Annotated in this window: 22 protein-coding genes; 12 read left to right on the forward strand and 10 right to left on the reverse strand. The window is 41.1% G+C overall.

Annotated elements, in window-relative coordinates:
- Nucleotides 1–61: 61 nt before the first annotated feature.
- Nucleotides 62–1,003, forward strand: coding sequence for an oxygen-dependent coproporphyrinogen oxidase (gene hemF / locus A7P55_RS00400; RefSeq protein WP_171550673.1), 942 nt, complete (start codon nucleotides 62–64; stop codon nucleotides 1,001–1,003).
- A 53-nt stretch (nucleotides 1,004–1,056) separates the two neighbouring features.
- Here the strand turns inward: hemF and A7P55_RS00405 are convergent, their stop codons facing one another.
- On the reverse strand, nucleotides 1,057–1,638 hold the full coding sequence (locus A7P55_RS00405; protein ID WP_171550674.1) for a histidine phosphatase family protein: 582 nt from the start codon (nucleotides 1,636–1,638) through the stop codon (nucleotides 1,057–1,059).
- 151 nt (nucleotides 1,639–1,789) lie between these two features.
- Between A7P55_RS00405 and aroE the strand changes: the two genes are divergently transcribed.
- Nucleotides 1,790–2,578, forward strand: coding sequence for a shikimate dehydrogenase (gene aroE / locus A7P55_RS00410; protein ID WP_171550675.1), 789 nt, complete (start codon nucleotides 1,790–1,792; stop codon nucleotides 2,576–2,578).
- A gap of 61 nt (nucleotides 2,579–2,639) precedes the next feature.
- Here the strand turns inward: aroE and A7P55_RS00415 are convergent, their stop codons facing one another.
- On the reverse strand, nucleotides 2,640–4,958 hold the full coding sequence (locus A7P55_RS00415; RefSeq protein WP_171550676.1) for a hypothetical protein: 2,319 nt from the start codon (nucleotides 4,956–4,958) through the stop codon (nucleotides 2,640–2,642).
- Between the two features lie 239 nt (nucleotides 4,959–5,197).
- Here A7P55_RS00415 and A7P55_RS00420 point away from each other — a divergent pair, with 239 nt between their 5' ends.
- Nucleotides 5,198–7,021 (forward strand): acyl-CoA dehydrogenase C-terminal domain-containing protein, encoded by a 1,824-nt coding sequence (locus tag A7P55_RS00420; protein ID WP_171550677.1) that lies wholly within the window; start codon nucleotides 5,198–5,200, stop codon nucleotides 7,019–7,021.
- Between the two features lie 60 nt (nucleotides 7,022–7,081).
- Here A7P55_RS00420 and A7P55_RS00425 read toward each other — a convergent pair whose 3' ends face one another.
- A complete protein-coding gene (locus tag A7P55_RS00425; protein WP_171550678.1) occupies nucleotides 7,082–7,756 on the reverse strand; it encodes a hypothetical protein in 675 nt (224 codons plus the stop codon).
- Between the two features lie 345 nt (nucleotides 7,757–8,101).
- Between A7P55_RS00425 and A7P55_RS00430 the strand changes: the two genes are divergently transcribed.
- Complete coding sequence (locus A7P55_RS00430) at nucleotides 8,102–8,371, forward strand: PspC domain-containing protein (protein WP_171550679.1); 270 nt, start codon at nucleotides 8,102–8,104, stop codon at nucleotides 8,369–8,371.
- 72 nt (nucleotides 8,372–8,443) lie between these two features.
- Here A7P55_RS00430 and A7P55_RS00435 read toward each other — a convergent pair whose 3' ends face one another.
- The 4 genes from A7P55_RS00435 to A7P55_RS00450 form a co-directional block, all read right to left on the reverse strand.
- Nucleotides 8,444–9,544 carry an HPP family protein gene (locus A7P55_RS00435; protein WP_171550680.1) on the reverse strand — a complete coding sequence of 367 codons (1,101 nt, stop codon included), beginning with the start codon at nucleotides 9,542–9,544 and terminating at the stop codon, nucleotides 8,444–8,446.
- Between the two features lie 120 nt (nucleotides 9,545–9,664).
- A complete protein-coding gene (locus tag A7P55_RS00440; RefSeq protein ID WP_171550681.1) occupies nucleotides 9,665–10,081 on the reverse strand; it encodes a lysozyme inhibitor LprI family protein in 417 nt (138 codons plus the stop codon).
- A gap of 132 nt (nucleotides 10,082–10,213) precedes the next feature.
- On the reverse strand, nucleotides 10,214–11,005 hold the full coding sequence (locus A7P55_RS00445) for a TIGR03915 family putative DNA repair protein (RefSeq protein WP_171550682.1): 792 nt from the start codon (nucleotides 11,003–11,005) through the stop codon (nucleotides 10,214–10,216).
- A gap of 2 nt (nucleotides 11,006–11,007) precedes the next feature.
- Complete coding sequence (locus A7P55_RS00450) at nucleotides 11,008–12,270, reverse strand: putative DNA modification/repair radical SAM protein (RefSeq protein WP_171550683.1); 1,263 nt, start codon at nucleotides 12,268–12,270, stop codon at nucleotides 11,008–11,010.
- Nucleotides 12,271–13,055: 785 nt separating this feature from the next.
- Here A7P55_RS00450 and glyQ point away from each other — a divergent pair.
- The 5 genes from glyQ to A7P55_RS00475 all read left to right on the forward strand — a co-directional run bounded on the left by glyQ (nucleotide 13,056) and on the right by A7P55_RS00475 (nucleotide 17,826).
- Nucleotides 13,056–14,045, forward strand: coding sequence for a glycine--tRNA ligase subunit alpha (gene glyQ / locus A7P55_RS00455; RefSeq protein ID WP_004775941.1), 990 nt, complete (start codon nucleotides 13,056–13,058; stop codon nucleotides 14,043–14,045).
- Nucleotides 14,045–16,114: a glycine--tRNA ligase subunit beta gene (gene glyS / locus A7P55_RS00460; RefSeq protein WP_171550684.1), complete on the forward strand. Its 2,070-nt coding sequence runs from the start codon at nucleotides 14,045–14,047 to the stop codon at nucleotides 16,112–16,114. The genes glyQ and glyS overlap by 1 nt, the downstream gene beginning before the upstream one ends.
- A gap of 75 nt (nucleotides 16,115–16,189) precedes the next feature.
- Entirely contained in the window at nucleotides 16,190–16,663 is a 474-nt protein-coding gene (locus tag A7P55_RS00465; RefSeq protein ID WP_171550685.1) for a hypothetical protein, read from the forward strand.
- A 105-nt stretch (nucleotides 16,664–16,768) separates the two neighbouring features.
- Nucleotides 16,769–17,191, forward strand: a complete 423-nt coding sequence (locus A7P55_RS00470; protein ID WP_171550686.1) for a hypothetical protein — start codon at nucleotides 16,769–16,771, stop codon at nucleotides 17,189–17,191.
- Nucleotides 17,192–17,415: 224 nt separating this feature from the next.
- Nucleotides 17,416–17,826 carry a hypothetical protein gene (locus A7P55_RS00475; protein WP_171550687.1) on the forward strand — a complete coding sequence of 137 codons (411 nt, stop codon included), beginning with the start codon at nucleotides 17,416–17,418 and terminating at the stop codon, nucleotides 17,824–17,826.
- Nucleotides 17,827–17,920: 94 nt separating this feature from the next.
- Here A7P55_RS00475 and A7P55_RS00480 read toward each other — a convergent pair whose 3' ends face one another.
- Nucleotides 17,921–19,276, reverse strand: coding sequence for a S8 family serine peptidase (locus A7P55_RS00480; protein WP_171550688.1), 1,356 nt, complete (start codon nucleotides 19,274–19,276; stop codon nucleotides 17,921–17,923).
- A 76-nt stretch (nucleotides 19,277–19,352) separates the two neighbouring features.
- Nucleotides 19,353–19,664, reverse strand: a complete 312-nt coding sequence (locus A7P55_RS00485) for a hypothetical protein (protein ID WP_171550689.1) — start codon at nucleotides 19,662–19,664, stop codon at nucleotides 19,353–19,355.
- A gap of 618 nt (nucleotides 19,665–20,282) precedes the next feature.
- Here A7P55_RS00485 and A7P55_RS00490 point away from each other — a divergent pair.
- A complete protein-coding gene (locus A7P55_RS00490; protein WP_171550690.1) occupies nucleotides 20,283–20,897 on the forward strand; it encodes a hypothetical protein in 615 nt (204 codons plus the stop codon).
- Nucleotides 20,898–20,962: 65 nt separating this feature from the next.
- Here the strand turns inward: A7P55_RS00490 and A7P55_RS00495 are convergent, their stop codons facing one another.
- A complete protein-coding gene (locus A7P55_RS00495; RefSeq protein ID WP_171550691.1) occupies nucleotides 20,963–22,234 on the reverse strand; it encodes a hypothetical protein in 1,272 nt (423 codons plus the stop codon).
- Nucleotides 22,235–22,355: 121 nt separating this feature from the next.
- On the opposite strand from A7P55_RS00495, the gene A7P55_RS00500 reads away from it, so the two are divergent.
- A complete protein-coding gene (locus A7P55_RS00500) occupies nucleotides 22,356–23,135 on the forward strand; it encodes a class I SAM-dependent methyltransferase (protein WP_171550692.1) in 780 nt (259 codons plus the stop codon).
- Between the two features lie 19 nt (nucleotides 23,136–23,154).
- Entirely contained in the window at nucleotides 23,155–23,718 is a 564-nt protein-coding gene (locus tag A7P55_RS00505) for a hypothetical protein (RefSeq protein ID WP_016542782.1), read from the forward strand.
- Nucleotides 23,719–23,759 lie beyond the last annotated feature (41 nt).

Consider the following 23,759-nt stretch of genomic DNA (forward strand, 5'->3'; position numbering starts at 1 on the left):
CTTTTTTTATGGGTTTTATGTTTTGATATAGCTATCCCTAGATCACTTTACGAGGATCATCATGCAGCACCCAACTTCAGCTGATATTCAACGTGTTCGTGAGTTTTTACTCGATCTACAGGCACGAATTTGTGCAGGACTAGAGCAACAGGAACGTGCAGGCGGTGGTACCGCTGAGTTTATCATTGATGATTGGCAACGCGCCGAAGGTGGCGGTGGTCGCTCTCGTGTTTTGCAAAATGGTGAAGTGATTGAAAAAGGTGGGGTCATGTTCTCCCACATCAATATCAGCAAACTTCCTGCCTCTGCAACGGAACGTCATCCTCAAATCGCTGGGGCGAAAGCACAAGCACTAGGTGTATCACTGGTGATTCACCCGAAAAACCCAAATATTCCAACCTCCCATGCCAATGTTCGCTTGTTTGTCGCAGAGCCAGAAGGTCAAGATCCAGTGTGGTGGTTTGGGGGTGGCTTTGACTTAACTCCGTTTTATCCTGACGAGCAAGATGTTCTCAACTGGCATCAAACCGCTTATGACCTGTGCCAGCCTTTCGGCGATACGGTTTATGCCGAGCACAAACAATGGTGTGATGATTATTTCTACCTCAAACATCGTGATGAGCAGCGTGGTATCGGTGGTTTGTTCTTTGATGATTTAAATCAATGGGATTTCGAAACCTGCTTTAAATACATCCAAGCGGTAGGTAATGGCTATTTAGCAGCGATCTTGCCGATTTTTGAAAAGCATCGTGAGCAGCCGTATACCGAAGCGCAGCGTGAGTTCCAACTGTATCGTCGTGGTCGTTATGTCGAATATAATTTGGTCTATGACCGTGGTACCTTGTTTGGCTTACAAACTGGTGGGCGTATTGAATCGATCTTGGTGAGTCTGCCGAATCTTGCAGGTTGGTCATATCGTCCTGAATGGGATGCTGACTCGGCTGAAAAACGTCTCACCGATTATTATCTAAAACCAAGAGATTGGTTGGGTTTGCAGAAGTAAATTATATTACTCATCCCTAGCTCAGATGTTAGGGATGAGGTTTTTCAAGAGCCTTAAAATAAAAAAATTGCTGTATTTTGAATTGGCCGATGAATTAAATCTGATCTAAAGCTTTGCATTAGCTCTCGACTCAAAGGTTGTGGTCTATCCATTAAAGTCAAAAGTAATTGTAAAAATTGCCCATGCGTGAAAATCACTAAATTCTTTTCTGCATACTCTCGTTCTAATTGCCTTAATTTTTTATGAAATAGTTGCACCCGAGAATGCAAGTCAGCAAAAGACTCTGCATCATCAGCCTCACGATAATCATGATCCATCCTTTCCCAATAAGCATTTACCCATAACTTACGATCATCTAGATTCGTGTTGAAACACTTGCTTTCTGAGAGATAGCTAAATTCATGCAAATTCTCATCAATCTCTGCACTCAACTTGTATTTCTGCAAAATCGGTTCTGCAGTCTGGTACGTTCGCAGGTACTTAGAAACAATGACATGATCAATTTTTGGTAATAGCTCGCATAATTGTCTGGCTTGTTCTTTTCCATGATCGCTCAAACTAATCGATGCATGGGATAAAGCTCGCCCATTAATATTCGCTTCACTTTGTGCATGTCGAATTAAGAAAATACTCATAATGAGATTAATGTTTAGATAATGGTTTGGAAATATCAGAACATGTTCTGATGATCAAATCACGGTATTACCATGCCATAGATGTAAATCCATATTGCAGCATCTCCTTCAACTTTATAAACTTCAAACAACCTCACCATGTTGATCACTCATGACCAAACAATTTGCTGTTATTGGAAATCCGATTGAACAATCCCGCTCACCTGAGCTCCACCATGCATTCGCAGCAAAAACTGGGGTCGATCTACACTATAAAAAAATCCTTGCACCCTTAGATGGTTTTGAAAGTGTTGCCAAAGATTTCTTTGCACACAATGGCGTCGGTATGAATGTCACTGTACCGTTTAAAGAACAAGCCTTTGTTCTTTGCGACCAACTGACTGAACGCGCCAAGATCGCCAAAGCAGTGAATACGTTGTGGATGCAGGACGGCAAACTGTATGGCGATAATACCGATGGTCAAGGCCTAGTTGCAGCAATTCAGGCATTGGGCTGGGAACTAAAAGAGAGCCGTATTTTAATTTTAGGGGCCGGCGGTGCAACCCGTGGTGTGATCTACCCTTTGGTACAGGCAGGCGCAAAACAAATTGTTATTGCCAACCGCACCCTCGCACGAGCTGAGCAACTCGTTGATGATTTAAAAGATGCAGTCCCACAAGCAGAGCTGAAAAGCATTGGTTTAGATCAATTGACAGGTGAATTTGATCTTGTGATTAATGCAACCTCTGCAAGTTTAACTGGGGATACACTACAGCTGCCTGAAAGCTTAGTGTTCCATCATGCTTATGAAATGGCTTATGGCAAACCATCCAGCTTTCTAGATCAGGCCAAACAACGCCAAATCCCCTCTACTGATGGTTTCGGTATGTTAGTCGGTCAAGCGATTGAGGCATTTTCGATCTGGAACGGGGTAAAACCAGAACTCAAAGACTTTTTATAATCTTCAAAGCACAAAATAAAAAACCTGCACTTTGCAGGTTTTTTATTGGGGGATAAAGAAATTATTTAACGGTCAGCATCTTCTGATAAACCTCTTTGAAAATCTCATAATCAATAAATTCGTTATGCTCGATTTTTAAAGACTGAATCGACTTTTCAGATAATTTATTCTTACGGGCATCCACATACACTTGCCCTAAGATATTAGCAGTTTGTCCAAGTAAGACTTTTTCCTCACTTGAAGCACCATTCTCTTGTTCGAACTGGATTTGATATTGTTTGGCAAATAACTGCTGTGGCTGCTTATATTGCGCTTTTAGCTTTTTCCACGCTTGACGATCTGTATCACCACGCATCGCATCCAATACAATACGATTCACTGCTTGACCCAATTTGTCATCAAACTGATCTTCATTTTCAAGATGATGCTTCTTCTGTAAAGCTTCAATGCTTTGTAGCGCTTTCCCTTTTGGATTATAAACCTCTTCATTGGCATACCAGTATGCATATACAGTGGCAATTTCTTGCAGCTCTTGGCTTGAAGAACGCTGTACAATTTGTGGTGCGCTTTCGGTCAATTTCGCAATGAATACTGCTTTATAGGTTTGATCATAGGCATGCGTTGCATCATAGCGTTGTTCCGCAATTACTTTCAGTTGATCTTCCAAAGTCATAGTATATGGTTCTGCTGAACGTTCTTGAACCCCTGCTTGACCTAATTTCTCAGAGAAGCTATTCACTGCTTGTTCCAACATCGAGCCTTTACTTGCTTCTGACCAACTCTTCGCGCGTTTTAATTGTGCCTGATCAATTGGGGTGGCTTTGCCATAATTTGAAATCAACATATCGGCTTTGACACTAAAACGTGACTTCAATTCAGATAAACCATAGTTCAAATCATAGTCTAATTTAACCGCACGACCTTGGGCATCCAAACCGACATCCATAACAAATGGATTTCGTTTTTCAACTGGTGGCAAAGCTTTTTCAATATCCGCTTGGTGCTTGATCCAAAGTGCCTTAAATGCCTGATCATCAATAAATTGATTTTGATCATATGCCGTAAACTGCTTTTCGACCGATTGTAATTTAGTGATATAACTCAAGAAACCAGGTTCTGCTTTCTGCTCACCAAAGACATCAATGTCATACATACTTTGGCAATACTGTGCATCGCCATATGTGGTTTTTTGCGTATTTTGCAGGGCTGTACATTGCTCCTCAGTTAAACTGGCCTGTTCATCTTCAGCGACAGTGGCATCGACCGTACTATCCGCAGCAGCCTCAGCATAGGCTCTCTGCGCTGCTTGTGTTGCATCTTCCGCTGCATCTGCGCTCTCATCAGCATAATCTTCTTCGGCATCTTCAACACCAAAATGCTGATTCACCAACCGATACAGTTCTTGGCTGACCACAGTGGCATCATCAGCCGAATCTTTCTTATCCAACAATGAAGCGGCTTTTCCTGATTTACTTGCAGCATCAACTTCATTGGCAATCAGTTTCTCAAGATTCTCTTCTTTAATGTTGAGAACGCTTTGCATGAAATATTTTTCATTGACTTTGCTATACAAATTGGCTTGTAAAATCAGTTCTTCAATTGAGCTTTTTAACCGAATTTTCTCGACTACGCCTGCAGCTTGATCAGCCGAAGAGACGGACAAAGATTGGATATTTTTCTGATCTGCAAGGCGATAATAAACTGCACCAGAAGCTTTCACATATTCAGCAAATTTCTTGTAATCCACTTGCTTGAACATATCCTGATATTTAGAAAAGTCTAAATAGGCCAGATTGTTCTGACTGTCTTTATTGACCAAATACGGCATCAAAGCAAAATAGTTGATATAAAACTTATAATTATTCAGATCAACGACCATCGGTATTTTAGCTTGTACCAGCAAAGTTGGCTTTTCATAACGTGCCGTCAGGTTAAATGAACCCATTTTCTGACGATAATGCACCGAGCCATCATATTCAAACTGCATGTCATTTAAGACATTGGCCATGATTTGGGTAAACTTATCAACTTTGGTTTGTACTGAGCTTTTTTGCTCTTGTGCCAAGGCCACATACAACGCTTGTTTTTGTTTGGAGTTTAAATTGACCTTCTGATCACGTAAATATTGATCTACTTTTTGTTTCAATGCCGTATCTAGAACCGCATTTTCTGCTGTTGCATTGCTATGCTGTTGACTCGGTTCAACATGAATATTAAATTTTCCGCGGTAATCATAGCTCGGATATTCATACATCGCGTTGATACTATTGATGGCTTTCTGTTCCAGATTGGTCGAAGCCGTATTGGTTTTAATGACATGTTGTGAACATGCAGAAAGACTCAAACCCATTAAGCATAAAGTTAAATATTTTAGACGCATAGCTTTACCAAACACCTTTATATCATTATATTTTCAATTCTAAAATTGAGTAATTTTCACATTTCATATCCGTTTTGACACCAACAGAAATGTGGTTTTTCTAAGAACTAATCTTCAAGGAAATTCGCTTTTCTGACATTCTTTTCCCTAGTGATTATCAATGTATTTTTATCACCATTGTGAATAATCAAAGTATCGAAACAGATAATCCAAAATGATTCAAATACAGGATTAAGATTATGCCAGCTTATAAAGCCCCGCTCCGTGATATTCGTTTCTTAATGAACGAAATGTTAGATTATCCAGCACATTACCAAACTTTGACAAGTGGTCAAAATGCGGATGCTGAAACAGTTGATATGATTCTTGAAGGTGCAGCAGATTATTGCGAAAACGTACTTTCTCCGCTCAATCAATCAGGTGATGAAGAAGGTTGTACCTTTAACAACGGCGAAGTCACTACACCAAAAGGTTTTAAAGAAGCTTATGACCAATTCGTCATGGGTGGTTGGCAAGGTCTTTCTTATCCAGAAGAATTTGGTGGTCAAGGCTTACCAATGTCTTTAAATCTAATCAAATCTGAGATGATGGGGACGGCTAACTGGTCATTCACCATGTATCCAGGTTTAAGTACTGGCTGTATGAACACAATCATGCAGTTTGGTACAGATGAGCAAAAAAATACCTATATGCCTAAACTAGTTGAAGGGACTTGGTCAGGCACGATGTGTTTAACTGAACCACAATGTGGTACAGACTTAGGTCAAGTTAAGACTAAAGCAGAACCTGCTGCTGATGGCACATACAAAATCTCTGGTACTAAAATCTTCATCTCTGCAGGTGAGCACGATTTAACAGATAACATTATTCACATCGTACTTGCGCGTCTTCCTGATGCACCAGCAGGTACACGTGGTATTTCGCTATTCATCGTACCTAAGTTCATCCCGACTGAGGATGGTGGTGTAGGTGAACGTAATACTGTTTCTTGTGGTTCAATCGAACACAAGATGGGGATCAAAGCCTCTGCAACTGCAGTGCTTAACTTTGACAATGCCACTGGTTACCTCATCGGTGAAATCAACAAAGGTTTACATGCAATGTTTACCTTTATGAACACTGCCCGTATCGGTACAGCAGTTCAAGGTATTGCGCACGCTGAACTTTCATTCCAAGGTGCTTTACCATATGCAAAAGACCGTATGTCTATGCGTGCCCTTTCTGGTAAGAAAGAGCCTGAGCGTGTAGGTGATGCGATCATTCACCACGCTGACGTTCGCCGTATGTTATTGACGCAAAAAGCGATTGCTGAAGGCGGTCGTTCGATGATCTATCATGCTGCAAAACTTGCAGACAAAATGACAGATGCATTGGTCAATGGCGATCAAGCAGCGTATGAAGCTTATGATGACAAACTCGGTTTCTATACCCCAATTCTGAAAGGTTTCTTGACTGAACTTGGCTTAGAAGCTGCCAACCACGGTATGCAAGTATACGGCGGTCATGGCTATATCCGTGAATGGGGTATGGAACAAATCGCACGTGATGCGCGTATCTCAACCTTGTACGAAGGTACCACAGGTATTCAAGCACTTGACTTAATTGGCCGTAAAGTTTTATTAAGTTCAAAAGGTAAAGTGGTTCGTGACTATACTGCTGAAATCTTGAAGTTCTGTGCTGCACATGCACGTAACAAGTACCTTCGTCGTTTCGCTTGGGACTTAACTAAGCTTTGCGCACAATGGAATACCCTAACTGTCCGTATCATGCTTGCTGCACGCAAAGACCGTGACATCGTTTCTTCAGCTTCGGTTGATTTCTTGATGTTCTCTGGCTATGTGATGATGGCTTATTTCTGGGCACAACAAGCCGTGATTGCATCTGAGAAATTAGAAGCGGGTGACGGAATCGAAACACCTGAATTCTATAAAGCAAAAATCAAAGTTGCAGATTTCTACTTCGACCGTCTATTGCCACGTGCACAAGGTCATGCAGAATCTATGGTATCAACCTCTCGTACTTTGACTTCACTTGCACCTGAACACTTCAGCTTCGATTACTAATCGGAACTGCAATAAAAAAGAGCGCTAAATGCGCTCTTTTTTATTTTGAATACGGATTATTTAATCAACTTTCTTAAATACATAGGCGTGTTCTGGGAATGGATACTCTTTAAAGAACTTACGATTCCGCCCATTATCGCCATTCCAAATCTTATCCAGATCCATCACCAAGTCTTGATTCTGACTCACTTGATAATACAAGTTAACATCGGCAGCATCACAGCGAATCATAATTTCATTCAGCTCTTTATGCACATGCCATTGGACTTGCTTACAGGTCTGCTCAATCTTGGCAATATTACGTGACGGATCTGAGCCAAGGCGGCTAAAACTGGTATTGGTCCAGAACACAGAGCCATCATCCATTAAATTCAGAATATATTCCGCTTCTTTTTCATTATTGACACAGCCCGCAAATGCATCGCTACAAGGGATACGTGCATGATAACGACCCGCATACACCAAATCGGCTTCGGAAGGCTTACTCAAATTATGTTTACGGTCCGCAGAATACGGCAATGTTGCTTGACCAGCCACTTGGGTCAGCGATAGCCCTTGCGCGTCAGATGCAAGCTGTTCTTCTTGTTCATCTGCAAACACTTCGCTCGTTTCACCACTCGGTTGCGTCTGGGCTTGTTGCTTTACTGGTTCTGGATGATGGCTATCACAAGCACTCAAACCCAAAATCAATAGAAGTCCTACACTAACATGCTGTAAGAATAACCTGAACTGCATATCCTAAATCTCTAACATCAACATCGTTATCGCGTGCTTTTCATGAACGGGTCCTAAACTTCGGAAAATATAGGGATCATTTCAATGTTCGTCTATTCCCCAAAAGGGTAATAGCCAATGCGATAGGACTGAAATAGTAAATTGACAAAGCAGGATGCTTTAATTCGGTGCATTTTAGGCGATGCTGTCGGTTTTTCCATCAATGATTTACACAACTTAACTAATCTCCCATCTGTTTAAACTTTAAAAAGAGCAGTTCGCCCCTATTTCTTAATTAACAGCAGCTCAAACTGACACTATTTATTATTTTCACTGTTGTTTCATGAATTTAAGGAGACAAACTCGATGGCCAACTCTGGTTTATATCGCTCAAACCAACAAAGCATGATCGCTGGTGTAATGGGCGGTATTGCGGAACGATTTGGTTGGAACGCAAATTTATTACGTCTGATCTTTGTTGTGATCTCACTCATGAGTGCAGCCTTCCCAGGTATTTTGGTGTATCTGATTTTATGGCTGGTCATTCCGAAACAGCAGCAAGCGCGTGTTGATCACGTACAAAGTTATTCACAGCCTGTAAAAACAGTGTATGAAGACCAAGGCATAAAACGTTAATTTTCGGTTACCTTTTTGGTCGCTACGGTTGAAATTACCCCTAATCCAACCGTAGCTTTTTTTTAACTAAATTTAGATCTGTCGATTCAGCTGTTGTTGCAGAGCTGCAATCATATCTGCACGGCTGATAATCCCAATCAAGCGCTGTTCTTCAACCACGGGGATATAGTTAAACGACTTTTCTACAAAGTAAGGTACCAAATCCTGAATCGGCTGTGTGGGACTCACCGTCACGACTTTATGACTCATGATTTGTCGCACATAGTGCTGCCACGAATTACGCGGATCTGCTGCGCCCTTGAACCACTCTACCACTTCATATAAGGCCAAAGTCCCGACCAAATGCTCTTCCGCATTCACGACTGGCAAACTCATTAAATTCACCGCTTTAAACTTATCTAAGGCCTGATGAATATCATCATGCTCATGCAGTTTAATCACATCTCGGCTCATAATATCCTGACAAACGAATGAGTTAATCAAGCGCTCGTTGGCATGCGATTGTGCTTCTAAAATAATTTTTTCTAAATCGTACTGACTAATATCTAATAGCTCAGTGTGATGCTCTAAAGCATATTCAATATCTTTCGGTTGAATTGAGACTTTCTGAGTCGGTGTCGGGTCTTTAGAACGCTCATTTACATGTGCCGTAATCGGATAATGACGGCCAATCAGACGATTAAAAAACACTGCAAACACAAGCAATAAAATCGAATTCAGCAGGACTGGATACAAGATGAAATGAAAACCTAAGCGGTGTACAGCTTCACCTCCTAGAACTGCGGTAATCGCGACTGCTCCACTCGGTGGATGCAAGGAGTCTGTGGTCATCATCACAAAAATTGCCAATCCAACAGCAACACTAAAAGCACTGGTCAGATCAGGCAGATATTGTGTACAGGCGACGCCAATACATCCTGCCAGCGTATTACCCACAATCACATTCCAAGGTTGCGCCAACGGACTGTTGGGTACTGCAAATAGCAGCACCGAAGATGCCCCCATCGGCGCGATATACCACGCATTCATGCCACCTAGGACATACCAGCTAATCAAGGAGGAAATCGCCAAACCACATAAAGCCCCGAGACCAGAGAGCATCCTCTCTTTTAAAGGTAGGACTTTATAATTCGGTTTTAGAAAATTTAGCCAGTCTGATTGGGTCAAGCTCACAATGCACCTTGCTGGATTCGCGTGGTTTTACTCGATGCAGCAGTATACGCCTACTCCGACTTAAGGTGTATTTAAATTACAGTTTTAAATCATAACGAAAGTAGCTCAACCTAAATCTCATTAATTTAAATATTCTTTTAGCTGTTCCAATCGCTCTGCATATTTTTGCATCGGACAAAATTCATACATCGGTGAACCGATATAAGCACCTGCATTACGGCACTCTTGATCCACAAAATTTTTCCAGAGTTGCTGCGATTTCATAATGTCGTTATATCGTTCTGGTTGCTTATATTCCTTGCTCTGAATTTTAATTTGATCCAGTAATTGTACGATTTGCTTGGTGTAGCGTGCTTTTGTTCTGGTACTACAGATTTCCACCACTGCATTGTTGATGTTACCCAATTTTAGCTCTTGAATGGTTTCGTCAACACATTGGCTATAAGGATCTATGGTTTTATCCTGTGCTTTGGCAAAAGCATGAGCACTCAAACACGTCATTGCAAGCAATACAACTGTGAACATTAATTTAGTCATTGATCTGCTCTTTTGTTGTTCTCATATTTTTTAATCATAATCAAAAAATCACGCCCATACTGATTTTTATGCTCCTATCTTCTACGAATATTGGTCACAATGGCCTCCATTTTTCAAAAAACAGAAACAGCCTCAAACATATTTTTCATTCAGATAACGCCAATAGCGTTTCGGCAAATATTGCACATGTAATTTGATATTTTGACGTGCTTTAATATTGATACTATTAAAATAATCTTTCCAAAGCTGATCGTATAAAACTTCCTGCCCATCAAGCTGCAACTGGAAGCTTTGGCTGCCGCCATTTTGAATATTGCGATCGATTTCATTTGCATCCATACCCACCTCATGAACATCATGCAAATCATAGTAGAGTCCATATTTGCGTTGTTCATCATAAATCAGCCAGCGCTGATCCTGATAACGGCGTCTAAAATGCGGCTGAATCAAAGGCAGAACATTAAAATCGGGTCGGACCAAACTTAAAAACAGTCCATCTGTAGTCTTCTTAAAACGCACAAAAGCTTCCATCCGATGCTTTTCACGCCCTACTTTTTTGGTCCATTGCGAAATGGCCAGCACACTCGGATGTAAATAATCTTTTTCTATAGAATGCTGCTGTTGAAACACATAAATACAGTAATTAAAGAGATGCTGGTAGGCATCAAGTGACTCAGATAGAGAAGCAAAATAAATCTGCTTTAATGCTGCTTTAGACAGTTTTTGTTGTAAAGCAGACCATACCCGTTGGGCATGTGGCTCATGATTTGGCACATCAATCACATCTGAGAATAGTCCATGCTGTGTCTGATCTATTAAACTTAGCTGAACCTGAAACTCTTTAAACTGAAAGGCACGAAATACGCAGCTCAACAAGCCTGCCATTGAACCATCAAAATAATAGCTCAGTTGCTCGTTTGACATCACTAAAAACCTAAACTCAACTGAGGTGAAAGCGGCTTGATATATTTGGATGAGCCTTGGGTTAAAATCTGCTGACGGATAAAACCAGCAGAAAGTTCTTTCTGAAAGCGAGGACTGTCTTCACAACGAATAAAATATTGTGCACGTGAATAGGCCACACCCAACTGCTTTAATAAATCGACATGAATTTTGCCAAAACGACGCGACTGTACAATTTTCTTAGCTGATTTCACCCCGATACCCGGCACGCGTAAAATCATAAGGTAATCAGCTCGATTTAAATCCACCGGAAACTGTTCAGGATGCCGCAATGCCCAACTGAGTTTTGGGTCAACGTCCAAATCCAAATGTGGGAATCGTTCATTCACGATTTCATTAACCTGAAAGCCATAAAAACGCATCAACCAATCGCTCTGATACAGTCGATTTTCGCGTAGCAAAGGCGGTGCAGAACCCACCGCAGGTAGGTAATTATTCTCGGTATTAATCGGGATATAGCCTGAGAAATAGACTCGCTTTAATTTAAACTCTTTGTAATGCCGATCTGCCATAAACAGCACATCCTGATCGGTTTCCTGATGTGCGCCCACCACCATCTGTGTGGTCTGCCCTGCGGGGACATATTTCGGCACATGCTTGATAATTTGGCGTTCATCTTTAAGTTGAATCAAGCGATCACGAACCAGCCCCAAATCTTTTTGTACTTCTTGATGTGATTTTTCAGGTGCAAAGGCTTTTAAACCGACCTCGGTTGGCATTTCCAGATTAATACTCATCCGATCGGCATACAGACCCGCTTCATGAATCAATTCAGGGGAAGCACCTGGAATGGTTTTAAGATGAATATAGCCATTAAAGTTTTCTTCTAGGCGGAGTTTCTTCACCACTTGCAGCATACGTTCCATGGTATGGTCGGCTGACTTGAAAATACCAGAACTGAGAAATAGCCCTTCGATATAGTTACGGCGATAGAAATTAATGGTCAGGTCAACCACTTCCTGTACCGTAAATGCCGCCCGTTTGACATCATTGGAACGACGTGACACACAATAGGCACAATCAAAAATGCAGACATTGCTGAACAGGATTTTCAGCAAAGAAACACAGCGTCCATCTTCGGTATAGCTATGACAAATCCCTGCCCGACTGGCATCACCTAGACCTTTGTCTTTATTTTTACGGTCACTGCCACTAGAGGAACAGGACACATCATATTTGGCAGCGTCCGCTAAAATTTGCAGCTTTTCACGAATGCGATCAGACATTTCAAACGACCTGAAGAAAACAGAGAATATCGTTTAAAAATTAACATTTCAAAGTTGTGAAATTAAGCGCATGCGAGATGCAATACGTCATGAGCTGACGTATAGTTGTGGGCCGAGGATTTGTTATGATCAAAAATTAAGATAATTCAATGCAATAGCTTGATTAACCCTACAGCTTAAATATAAGCAATTGAAATAAATAAAGATTAAAATACCATGAACACCATACTTCAAAAACTTGCGCAACCATTCACTCAGAAACTGATTGTCAGTAAAGTACAAATTTGGCGCTGTTTGATCCAAACACCCTTCTATGCCTGTATTCCCATCTATCTTATATTGGTGGCTTTTTTTGCACCTGATCATTACTTTTCCATAGAAATATTCAAAGTATGCTATGAGATGTTCTTGCTTGTCCTGTACATTGCTTTGATCTATTTCATTCTGGTTTTTCTTCCAAGCTATTTTGTACAGCTGTTGCTACGAAAATACCAAGTGCTGTATTTCTTTTCGATTATAGCTTATGCCCTTTTATTTACTGTTATTGTCCCGAGCTTGATCATTATTTTAAACACAGCTCAAATCAATATCATCTCATTTAGATTTTTTCTGATTTTCTGTTGCTTCTCTCTCACCTTTGCCATCACCAACTGGATTTTATTACTGAGAAGCACCCATAAAGCTCAGACATTTTCAAAGCTGAAATTCCCCAACTAGCCTTTGCCACTCCTCTACAAAATCCTTATACTTAAGCACAATTTTTGTTTGATTCCAGTGGATGCACCATGAGTCGTGCTATATCGCATATTGATACCTTTCAGGGCTTAATTCTTGCCCTACAAAACTATTGGGCGGAGCAAGGCTGCGTCGTATTACAACCATATGATATGGAAATGGGCGCAGGTACTTTCCACACCGCAACCTTCTTACGTGCATTGGGGCCAGAAACTTGGAACGCGGCTTATGTTCAACCATCACGTCGTCCAAAAGACGGTCGTTATGGGGAGAATCCGAACCGTTTACAACACTACTATCAGTTCCAAGTGGTACTTAAACCAAACCCAGACAATATCCAGCAGCTTTATCTCGATTCATTAAAAGCAATCGGTATTGATACGCTCACACACGACATCCGTTTCGTCGAAGACAACTGGGAATCTCCAACACTTGGCGCATGGGGCTTAGGTTGGGAAGTTTGGTTGAATGGTATGGAAGTGACTCAGTTCACTTACTTCCAGCAAGTTGGTGGTATTGAATGCTATCCAGTCACAGGTGAAATCACTTACGGCCTAGAACGTCTGGCGATGTACCTGCAAGGTGTAGACTCGGTTTACGATCTGGTTTGGACCAAAGGTCAATTCGGTACCGTAACCTATGGTGATGTATTCCATCAAAACGAAGTTGAGCAATCAACCTATAACTTCGAATACGCACCAGTCGATAAAATGTTTGAATTGTTTGACTTCTATGAAGCAGAAGCCTCACGTTTAATCGAAGCTGAACTACCACTTCCTGCTTATGAGCAAGTCATCAAAGCCTCTCATTGCTTTAACTTGTTGGATGCACGTGGTGCGATTTCGGTGACTGAACGTCAACGTTATATTTTACGTGTTCGTACTTTGGCGCGTTCAATTGCACAAAGTTATGTGGCTGCCCGTGCCAAACTTGGTTTCCCGATGGCGGAACCACATTTGCGTGATGAAGTATTGGCTCAACTGAAAGCACAAGTTGAAGCAGAAGCAGCCCAAGCTGAAAAAGCGAAGGAGAATAAATAATGACTCAACATACAGTTTTATTCGAACTTGGCTGTGAAGAACTTCCACCCAAAAGCTTAAAGACTTTGCGTGATGCACTCAAAGTAGAAACTGAAAAAGGCTTAAAAGATGCAGGCTTAAACTTCGCTGCGATCGAAGCCTATGCTGCACCACGTCGTTTAGCATTGAAAATTGTTGATATTGATGCTGCTCAAGCAGATACGCAAAAACGTTTTGATGGTCCTGCTGTACAAGCGGCTTATGATGCTGAAGGTAATGCAACTAAAGCACTTGAAGGTTTTATGCGCGGTCAAGGCATTACGGTTGACCAGCTTTCAACTTTCCAAGCCGGTAAAGTTGAGAAAGTATGCTTCCTAAAAGATGTCAAAGGTCAAAGCCTTGATGTTTTATTACCGCAAATTTTACAGACAGCATTGGATAACTTACCTATCGCAAAACGTATGCGTTCAGCGGCAAGCCGTACTGAATTCGTACGTCCAGTAAAATGGGTGGTATTGCTGAAAGATGATCAAGTGGTTGAAGCAACCATTCAAGATCACAAAGCAAGTAATGTGACTTATGGTCATCGTTTCCATGCACCTGAAGCCGTGACTTTGGCACATGCAAATGACTACTTGGCAACGTTAGAACAAGCCTATGTGGTTGCGAACTTCGAAAAGCGTCAAGCGACGATTCAAGCACAAGTCAAAACTTTGGCAGATGAAGTCAATGCGACTGCCATTGTGCCAGCAGACTTGCTTGATGAAGTGACAAGTCTGGTTGAATGGCCTGTTGCTCTACGTGCAACTTTCGAAGAGCGTTATTTAGCCGTTCCTCAAGAAGCCTTGATTACCACTATGCAGGATAACCAAAAGTATTTCTGCTTAATCAATGCCGAAGGTAAATTACAGCCTTACTTCATTACCATTTCAAATATTGAGTCGAAAGATCCGATTCAAATTATTGAAGGGAATGAGAAAGTTGTACGTCCTCGTTTGTCTGATGCGGAATTCTTCTTCTTACAAGACCAAAAGCAACCGCTTGCATCTCGTAAAGAAAAATTAGCCAACATGGTATTCCAAGCACAATTGGGTACGCTGTGGGATAAATCAGAACGTATTGCGAAATTGGCTGTGGCCTTGTCTCCAATTACCGGTGCCAATGTTGCTGATGCTGAGAAAGCTGCGTTACTTGCGAAATGTGACTTAACCTCTGAACTGGTGGGTGAATTCCCAGAACTTCAAGGGATTGCAGGGACTTACTATGCACGCCTTGAAGGTGAAAATAATGAAGTTGCCGAAGCTTTAGGTGAGCAGTATTTACCGAAATTTGCTGGTGATGTATTACCGCAAACCAAGACAGGTACAACCATTGCACTTGCGGACCGTTTAGACACATTGGTCGGTATCTTCGGTATTGGTCAAGCACCAACAGGTTCTAAAGACCCATTTGCATTACGTCGTTCTGCAATCGGTATCTTGCGTTTAATCATCGAAAATGAACTTGATGTGACCATCGAAGAATTAGTGAATTTTGCCTTACAAGGTTATGGCGACATCATTAAAGATCACGATAAAACCCGTACGGATGCAGTTGCATTCCTTGAAGGTCGTTACCGTGCCAAATATGAAGACCAAGGCGTTGCGGTTGATGTGATTCAAGCAGTTCAAGCACTTGCTCCAAAATCTCCACTTGATTTTGACAAGCGTGTCACTGCGGTCAACCATTTCCGTACCTTACCAGAAGCAGCTGCCTTGGCCGCAGCCAATAAACGTGTTGCCAATATTCTTGCTAAAGAAGCGACTCCTGAAGGTGCTGTGGTTGAAGCCAATCTGGTAGAAGCTGCTGAAAAAGCACTTTATGCAGAATTGTCTGCCCTCACGCCTGTGGTTCAGCCTTTGCTTGCTGCGCGTAATTATACCGAAGCATTGTCTAAGCTTGCTGCGCTTCGTGCACCAATCGATGCCTTCTTTGAAGGTGTAATGGTGATGGCAGATGATGCTGAATTAAAAGCCAACCGTTTACGTTTACTCGCTCAATTACGTGATTTATTCACAGCAATTGCAGATGTAAGTGTATTGCAGGGTTAAAGCTGAAATTTGAAGCCATTCAAAAAACCTGCTAGTAATAGCAGGTTTTTTTATGAACATTGCTGATTAATAAAAATGACTCAATCTAAAAATTATTATCGTATCGATATCATCCTTGCAGCTATACATGTCGCTTTAGTCTTGATCGGTTGGGCAAGCTATACACGATTTCCATTCATTCGAACCAAACCCGATATGAGTGGCCTATTTTTTATGATCATTTCGATTTTGGGTGGAATGATTGCACTGATTATTTTGGCAGTTGTCTTACCTCGTTTAGATCAATCTATCAGTCAATTAGCACTCAAGAAATTTCTATTTGCCTTACTCTACTGGATCAGTAGCAGCATCATTTTTATTTTATTTGGCAATACGCTATTGCTCTTTAATCAGCCACTCCCTTGCATCTTAATTTTCTCATCTATCTTTTTAGGCTCAATCTATTTATCCGTCATACGATTCGCAAATATACGCAGACAAGATTACTTCATTCTTTTAGGCATTTTTGGCTTTTTATTTCTCTTCTTTTTCTGCATAAGTTTTAATTAAAGGTTACGTACCGTATCAATTTCATATCATCCCCACTCTTTTCTTCTACCTAGCGATAAGATATAAAATCTCGATTGCGACACTATCGCGGAAAGGACAGACAAGATGATGAATAAAGTACAACTATTATGTGTTACGACTGCACTGATTGCATCGTCTTCGCTCTGGGCAGCAGACACAACTAGCACCACAAGCAATGCTTCTAATGCTGTGCCTGAAAAAGCCATGCCCTATGGTGACAATCCAAGTCTAGGACGTATCCTGCTATATAAAACAGGTAAAGGCATGCAGAATTTAGGTGATTCAATCCAAGGTGCATCTGATAACACCTCACAAAAGATCAGTGAAAGATGGCAAGACACCAAGAAATATACGGAAGAACAATCTGAAGTTGTTCAAGCGCAAACTGAAAAAGCCAAGCAATACACAGCCAAGAAATGGCAAGACACTAAAGATGCAGTGGTTGGCACCAATGAAGGCAATGTCCCAATCGAACGAGCTGAACTCAGCCAGCCCTCAAAAAACTAAATCCCAAAGCCTCTACAACCTAGAGGCTTTTTTTATAATGGGTAATTGAATGAAATAATGCCTTATTTGTATCTGACGCAAAACAATTTACTTATATTGCTTCTGTTATAGTGATTTGAAAAATAGGCTTTAAATTTACAGTGTACGCTCAAAAGATTCATTGAACTTCACGGATTTTGCCGACAGACTCAATCGCATAAATTCATCGGACTGGAATTTTGCACATGACGCAACGCACTTTCAAAATAATTCTTCTTTCCTGCATCAGTGCAATCAGTTTTACTGCTTGCTCAGCACTTTCTACACAGAACAATGGCATACAAACATTACAGCAAGTGAAGAATATTGGTGCCACACCATCCACTGAAGGCAATATGGCCAAACTAAGCAAACAAGACCAACACTGCAACATCGAATTTACGGGATATTTTGATGGTGGTCAGGCGGTTGAACATTGGCGCTTCGACCAAAATGGTTTAATTTCAGCAAGCTCTACCACTCAACACTATCAAGATAAAACGCTTGCTCAGCCCACAACAGCAACCGCCTTTGATGTGCAAGATGCGACTGTTCAAGCCAATTTTCACAAACTACAAAGTAACTTTAGTACGGACAAGCTAGCACAGTGTCATTAAGTCGATAAAAAACGCGTTGCATCTATCTCTAGTTGCAACGCGTCATGGCTTTTTTAAACTATTTTTGGATCGATCTTTAAACTATAAAATCATCTTAATTCGAACTGAGTCCGCTGGTTGCAGACAGTAAATCAATACGTGGGAACACCAAACCAGTTCGCGTATCGGTAATTGGTTTACCTGTAACTCTTAAACGATTTACGGTTTGATCGATCGTCTCTGATGGGGTCACGCCATTGGCACGTAATAATGCAATTGCCCCAGCAACATGAGGCGCTGCCTGTGAAGTTCCACCTTGAGTTTCCCCACCCGCGGTAATCATTGCACCCGGTGCCAATAAAGTCACCAAAGAACCACCATTACTAAAGCATGTGATTTTATCCGCAGCTGTGGTCGGATCAGAGCATTTCAACGGATTACCCCAAGATACACCACCAATATTACTGTCATACACCGCACCTACTCGTACTGCACCTTTTACACAGGCTGGTGAAGAAATTCCATCTGCAAAGGCATCATTACCCGAAGCCACCACAGGTACAACCCCTGCTGCACGCGCATTGGCAAAGGCCGTACTATAGCTACTATTGCTACATTCAGAAGTATATTTCACCCCAGGTACACCCAAGCTTAAATTAATCGCCTTAATGTTATAGGTTTGCGCATTATTTACGGCCCAGTTAATGCCTGCCAGAATGTCGCTGTCATAGGCGGTACTTGCCCATTGCCCTTGTGATCTGACTTTTCTAAACACATCTATCCCAATAATTTTGGTTTTAGATGCGACTTTGGCAACAATCCCAGACACATTACTGCCATGCCCATCATCATCCAAACTATTGTCATCAGGTGCACTATCAAAGGCATAGACCACACGACAAGTTGAAGCTGGGGTATTGACTGCAGTACAGCCAAAGTCAGCATGTTTATAATTCACCCCAGTATCAATCACCACCACACTCGAACCCTCCCCAGTAAAGCCGTTTGTAACCGCTTGAGGTTGGTTAATTAGAGGTAGACTTTCCATTGTGGTCGGAACATTTTTACGGTTTGGATAAACACCTTTGACATTTGGATCATTCAAGACCTGTGCCAGCGTCTCCCGATTCTGAATACGATAGAGACCTAAAGGTAGGCCATTAAACTCACGCAAGGTTTGAAAACCTGCTGCGTTGCTAAATTTATTTTTGAATTGACTTTTACCCTCCGCAATCAGGCTACGTTTTTCTCGCCCTAAATTGGTGCTCGTTGCACTGCTATCATATTCAATCAGTAGATCATTTGAGTCATTGTCGACTAAGGCATCAATATTAATTTTGCCATTCAAGACTTTATTTAATGCTGCGGTACTGAGTCGTTGTTTGAGTTGGACAGCATCGAGTGCTGCGGCAGAGGTTGTAGTCGTATAAAAAGCACACAAGCTTAAAAGTAGTAAGGTTTTATTGTTCACTATTGATCTCCATCGTTCTTGGATAAAGAACGGTTCTTAATATCTGTTTTTCTTGGATAAAAGAAGCCCAGACGATTTAAAGTTTTTTAATTTCATTGGCTGGATCAGTGTCAGGATCAATCGGTTGTATCGAAGGATCGCTTTTCGTATCGTAAAATTGGGTATCTTTTTGAGTTGTCTCCAATTTTTTCAACATATGTGATGTGGTATGTTCAGTTGTGTTCACCTCCTGTTTAGTTAAAACGGTTGAAATATTCCCTGAATGATCAGGGCTGATCTGATAAATTGCGGTATCATCCGTTGAACTGGTTGGTTCGTCAGGTTCAAAGTAGAAAACCACCACACCCAGTGCAATCAATACAATTAAAAATGCTGCAATCTGTTTCATTTATATTCTCCAGCGCTTTATTTACTGGCCATTACTTGGTTTTCAATTCTTTTTCTATAAATAATGCGAATACAATTTAAGATTCACTTTATATTTCACATATATATTTAAATAAAATACGATCTGAATCGTGGGTTTATCAAAAAATATAGCGGCATCATGGTGTTTAATCTTGTGCTTCCTGGTGCAAAATTTCTACGCGCAGCAAACACGATGAAAAAAATGAAATGACTAAAAAAGTGCAATCACAATTTCACATAGTTATACCAAGCAATAAAAATGCCATTTTTTAATCTTTTTTAAAAGCGGTTTAAATCAATTTATATATTCTTAATTTTCATATTCATTTAGATAAAATATAACCAGAAGAGTAGCTATATTATTACCATTACTTTTCTCAAAATTGATTTACTACAATAATTTATATTAATTAAAAAACTATACTTTTCACGTGCTTGTCAGCATAAATAATCTCCACAATTTCTCTCCAGATTGTTTTTAAGCTGTAATCTGGTTGTAACGTTTTGATGAAATCCATAGATTTCTACTTTTTGCTGGCTATGATGCAATTGCGTTGATGAAGTACCCCAATACGGTACATCGCTTAAGGAAATCGCAATGAAAAAAATGATCAAAACAGCTATCGTGACAACCTCTATCCTTGCTTCTGCTTCAGTTTTTGCACAGAACGTAGGCGCAAATGCCAGTGGCTCAGCTCAAGTCAATGTACAATCAGGTGGCCTACTTAAAGGTGTCACAGGTGCAGTGAAAGGCACAGCACAAGGCGTCGGTCAAGTGGCTCAAGGTGTTGGTCATACTGCGCATAATGTCGGCCATGCTGCAGTAAATACTGGCGTTGCAGCAACTCAAAAAACTGTGAGCACAGCAACACAGGTGGGTTCACAAGTCGCAAATAAAACTGGTGAAGCTGTAAAAACTACAACCCATTATGCCGTAGACAAAGCTGTTGATGGTAAAGAACTGGCTGCGGACACCACAGCCAGTGTGAAACAACGAATTGCAGACAAGAAAGCAGCAACTCAATCTAAGTCTTTAAATTTAGGGGCTGAAACCAATGCTCAAGCACAAGTGAATGGCAAAACAACTGGTGTAAATGCAAAAACCGGCTTAAATGCCGATAAAAAGAGCCTGCAAACAGGTGCAAATGTTGGCGTTAAAGTATTAGGTGTAAATGCCAACGTGAATACCAATGCAAAAATTGGTGCCAACTAATTTAAATCTGATCTAAAAAAAGCCCTTTGAATATTCAAAGGGCTTTTTTATTGAAGTGCTGTCATTCAACATAATTGCAGTCTGGTTTGTTCATCTGCATTATTTTCGATGAAATGCGTCAAACCTTGAGCATCACAACATAGGCTCAGTTGTTTATAGCTCAGGCTATAAAAATCGGCATATTGTTTAAACACCAACGGCGATTGATCCAACGCAAAGGGTTCACCCTCTTTGACCAATTTGTGAATTCCACGATCATTCATGCTCAACAGATAATATTCATCATTCAATCTGAGCTTCACTAAACTATTGGCCGTCAAGTTTAATGGCAATAGATAGGTTGAATTAGCCGCAATGATCTCAGCGCTATAGCACTCTAATTTCAAGCTTGCCAAATTAAAGACCAAAAACTGATTCTGTACATTCACCACATTGGCAGCTTGGGTCTCAGTATGTTGCGCAAAATGCGGATGTACACCTAACTTATGCAAATTCTGTTCAGTGCCTTGTTTTAGATTAAACAGCTGCTGTACCAGTTTTTGTTTAAGTACCGCATCAAAATAACGCTCATCTAAAGCAATATCGTTCTGTTGCAGTATTTTTAATAAAGCTTGATGATGGCGTGGCAACAAAGCATCCAACACATGTCGATAATAGAACTTGCTTTGCTTTTTAACCTCTCGAACCCGCTGATAGAAATAAGTGATTTCAAATGGTTTAACCACAAAATCATTCAGCAACTGAGAACTTGCCAACACCGAAAGTGCTTCATGGCCTGTAAATGGCAAATGAATCACATGCATTTTAGGCAATAAAGGTTGGATCTTTAAGAAATGCTCTTTATCTTCTGCATAGTACGGATCGTAGACAATGATGTACTCACGCGATGAATCGACTTCATCTGCCTGAATTTGCATGTCTTGATGGATAGACGCATCAAAGAACTCAGCATAACGGCGATCTTGTACCACATCAGGGTCAATTGAATACTGCGGTACAAATGCCACAATCTTTTGCATATTCAATAAATTTGAATACTTGATTGCTGCATAGCCGCCCATTGAGCCGCCATAGCCGACAATGCCTTTAAATTGCTGCAAAATTGGTTGAATCTGCTGCTGCATCTGCAACATGCTACTTTTCGGAAACCATGATTTTTGCTTCGGCATAATGCCGATCACATTGTATTGATATTTTATTAAGGATTTTTCAGCATTAATAGACATGCCTTTAGCGCGACTAATCAAATCGCCAAACGAAATCACTAAAGTGTCACTTGAACCTTTTAAAAAAATAACGCGAATATGCTCATCTTCAAATATTATTTGCTTATCCATGCTCACACTGAAAAGTTGATCCTAGGTCTGTAGCAAAAAGTCACCAAATGATGGCTTTGCCAAACCATAATTGCGGAGTATCTTATTTTATAGAGATAAGACAGATTAAAAAGCGCAAAAAATGACACAATCCTTACATCCTGCTGCTCAAAAAGGCTTTAGTTTAGGGGCTGAACTGTACCAGCAAGTTCGCCCCAGTTACCCGCAAGAAATAGCGGTTTGGCTGCAAGATCGCCTCCAAATAGGTGAAAATTCCACTGTTGTTGACCTCGGTGCAGGGACTGGCAAATTCTTACCCTACCTGATTCAGACACAGGCAAAAGTGATTGCGGTTGAACCTGTCACGGAAATGTTACAGCAGCTTCAACAAGCTTATCCAACTGTCGATTGCCGACAGGCATTCAGTAGCGAATTACCATTCGCCGATGCATCAATTGATGCCATTCTCTGTGCTCAATCGTTCCATTGGTTTGCCAATATCGAAACCTTAACAGAAATACATCGTGTGCTCAGCCCAACAGGGCATCTTGGTTTGATCTGGAATCAGCGCGATACTGCTGTCGATTGGGTCAAAGCCTTGGCTGATGAAATTGCACCGTTGGAAGGTGATACTCCCCGTTATCATAGTGAATTATGGAAACAGGTCTTTGAAGGACAATCTTTATTTAAACTGGATGGATTAACAACCTTTCAACAGGCGCATCAGGGCACTGTCGAACAGGTGGTGAGTAAACGCTTGCTGTCTACTAGTTTTATTGCCGCAATGCCCTCAGCAGAGCAACAACAACTCAAAGCAAAGTTTGAACAAATTGTATTTGATTTTACAGGCTTAACTGCGCAAGATCAGATGAGTTTCCCCTATACGACTTTTGCCTACCATTTTCAGAAAATATCCAACTAATTCTTGAACGAGCTCTGCTATGCCTAATCTAAAAACCACATTTGCCCTTACTTGTGTACTCAGTTCAGCGCTGGTGCTCAGTGCGTGTAATAAGGACAAAGAGCCAACTGCAAAGCAACAACAGCAAAGCAGCGCAAGTAATGACGCGATTGGTCAACTCAATCAAACACCGATCAAGCAATTCCCTGCCACAGCAGATGATGGCCACGATATTGCGGTATTAGAAGACTATGATCATCGTTTTACCGACATGAGCGATAGTATGGAAATGGAATTGGCCAAGATGAAAGAAGCCAATAGCCTCACACCTGAATTCGAGCAGCAACGTCAAAAAGATAATGTGAACTCAGCGTTGAAGATGCTCAAAGAGCTAGAACTCAAAACTGAACAGGGCCGCTATATTCAAGGTTTGCTTTATGATTATTGGGAGCATCAAGCCCAAGTCTTGGAACAAGCCAATACCGCTCAAACGACAGATGCGAATCAGCAGGTCAATCAGCTGAATGAATATCTACACGCGCAAAGCCAGTTGCATCACTGGAGAAATGCGCAAACAGCTGAAAGCAAAATGCAAGCTGAGTAACTGCAATAAATAAAAAAAGGGGCTGATGCCCCTTTTTTTAT

Source organism: Acinetobacter sp. Ac_5812, from assembly GCF_013072695.1.
In the GTDB taxonomy this organism is placed as follows: domain Bacteria; phylum Pseudomonadota; class Gammaproteobacteria; order Pseudomonadales; family Moraxellaceae; genus Acinetobacter.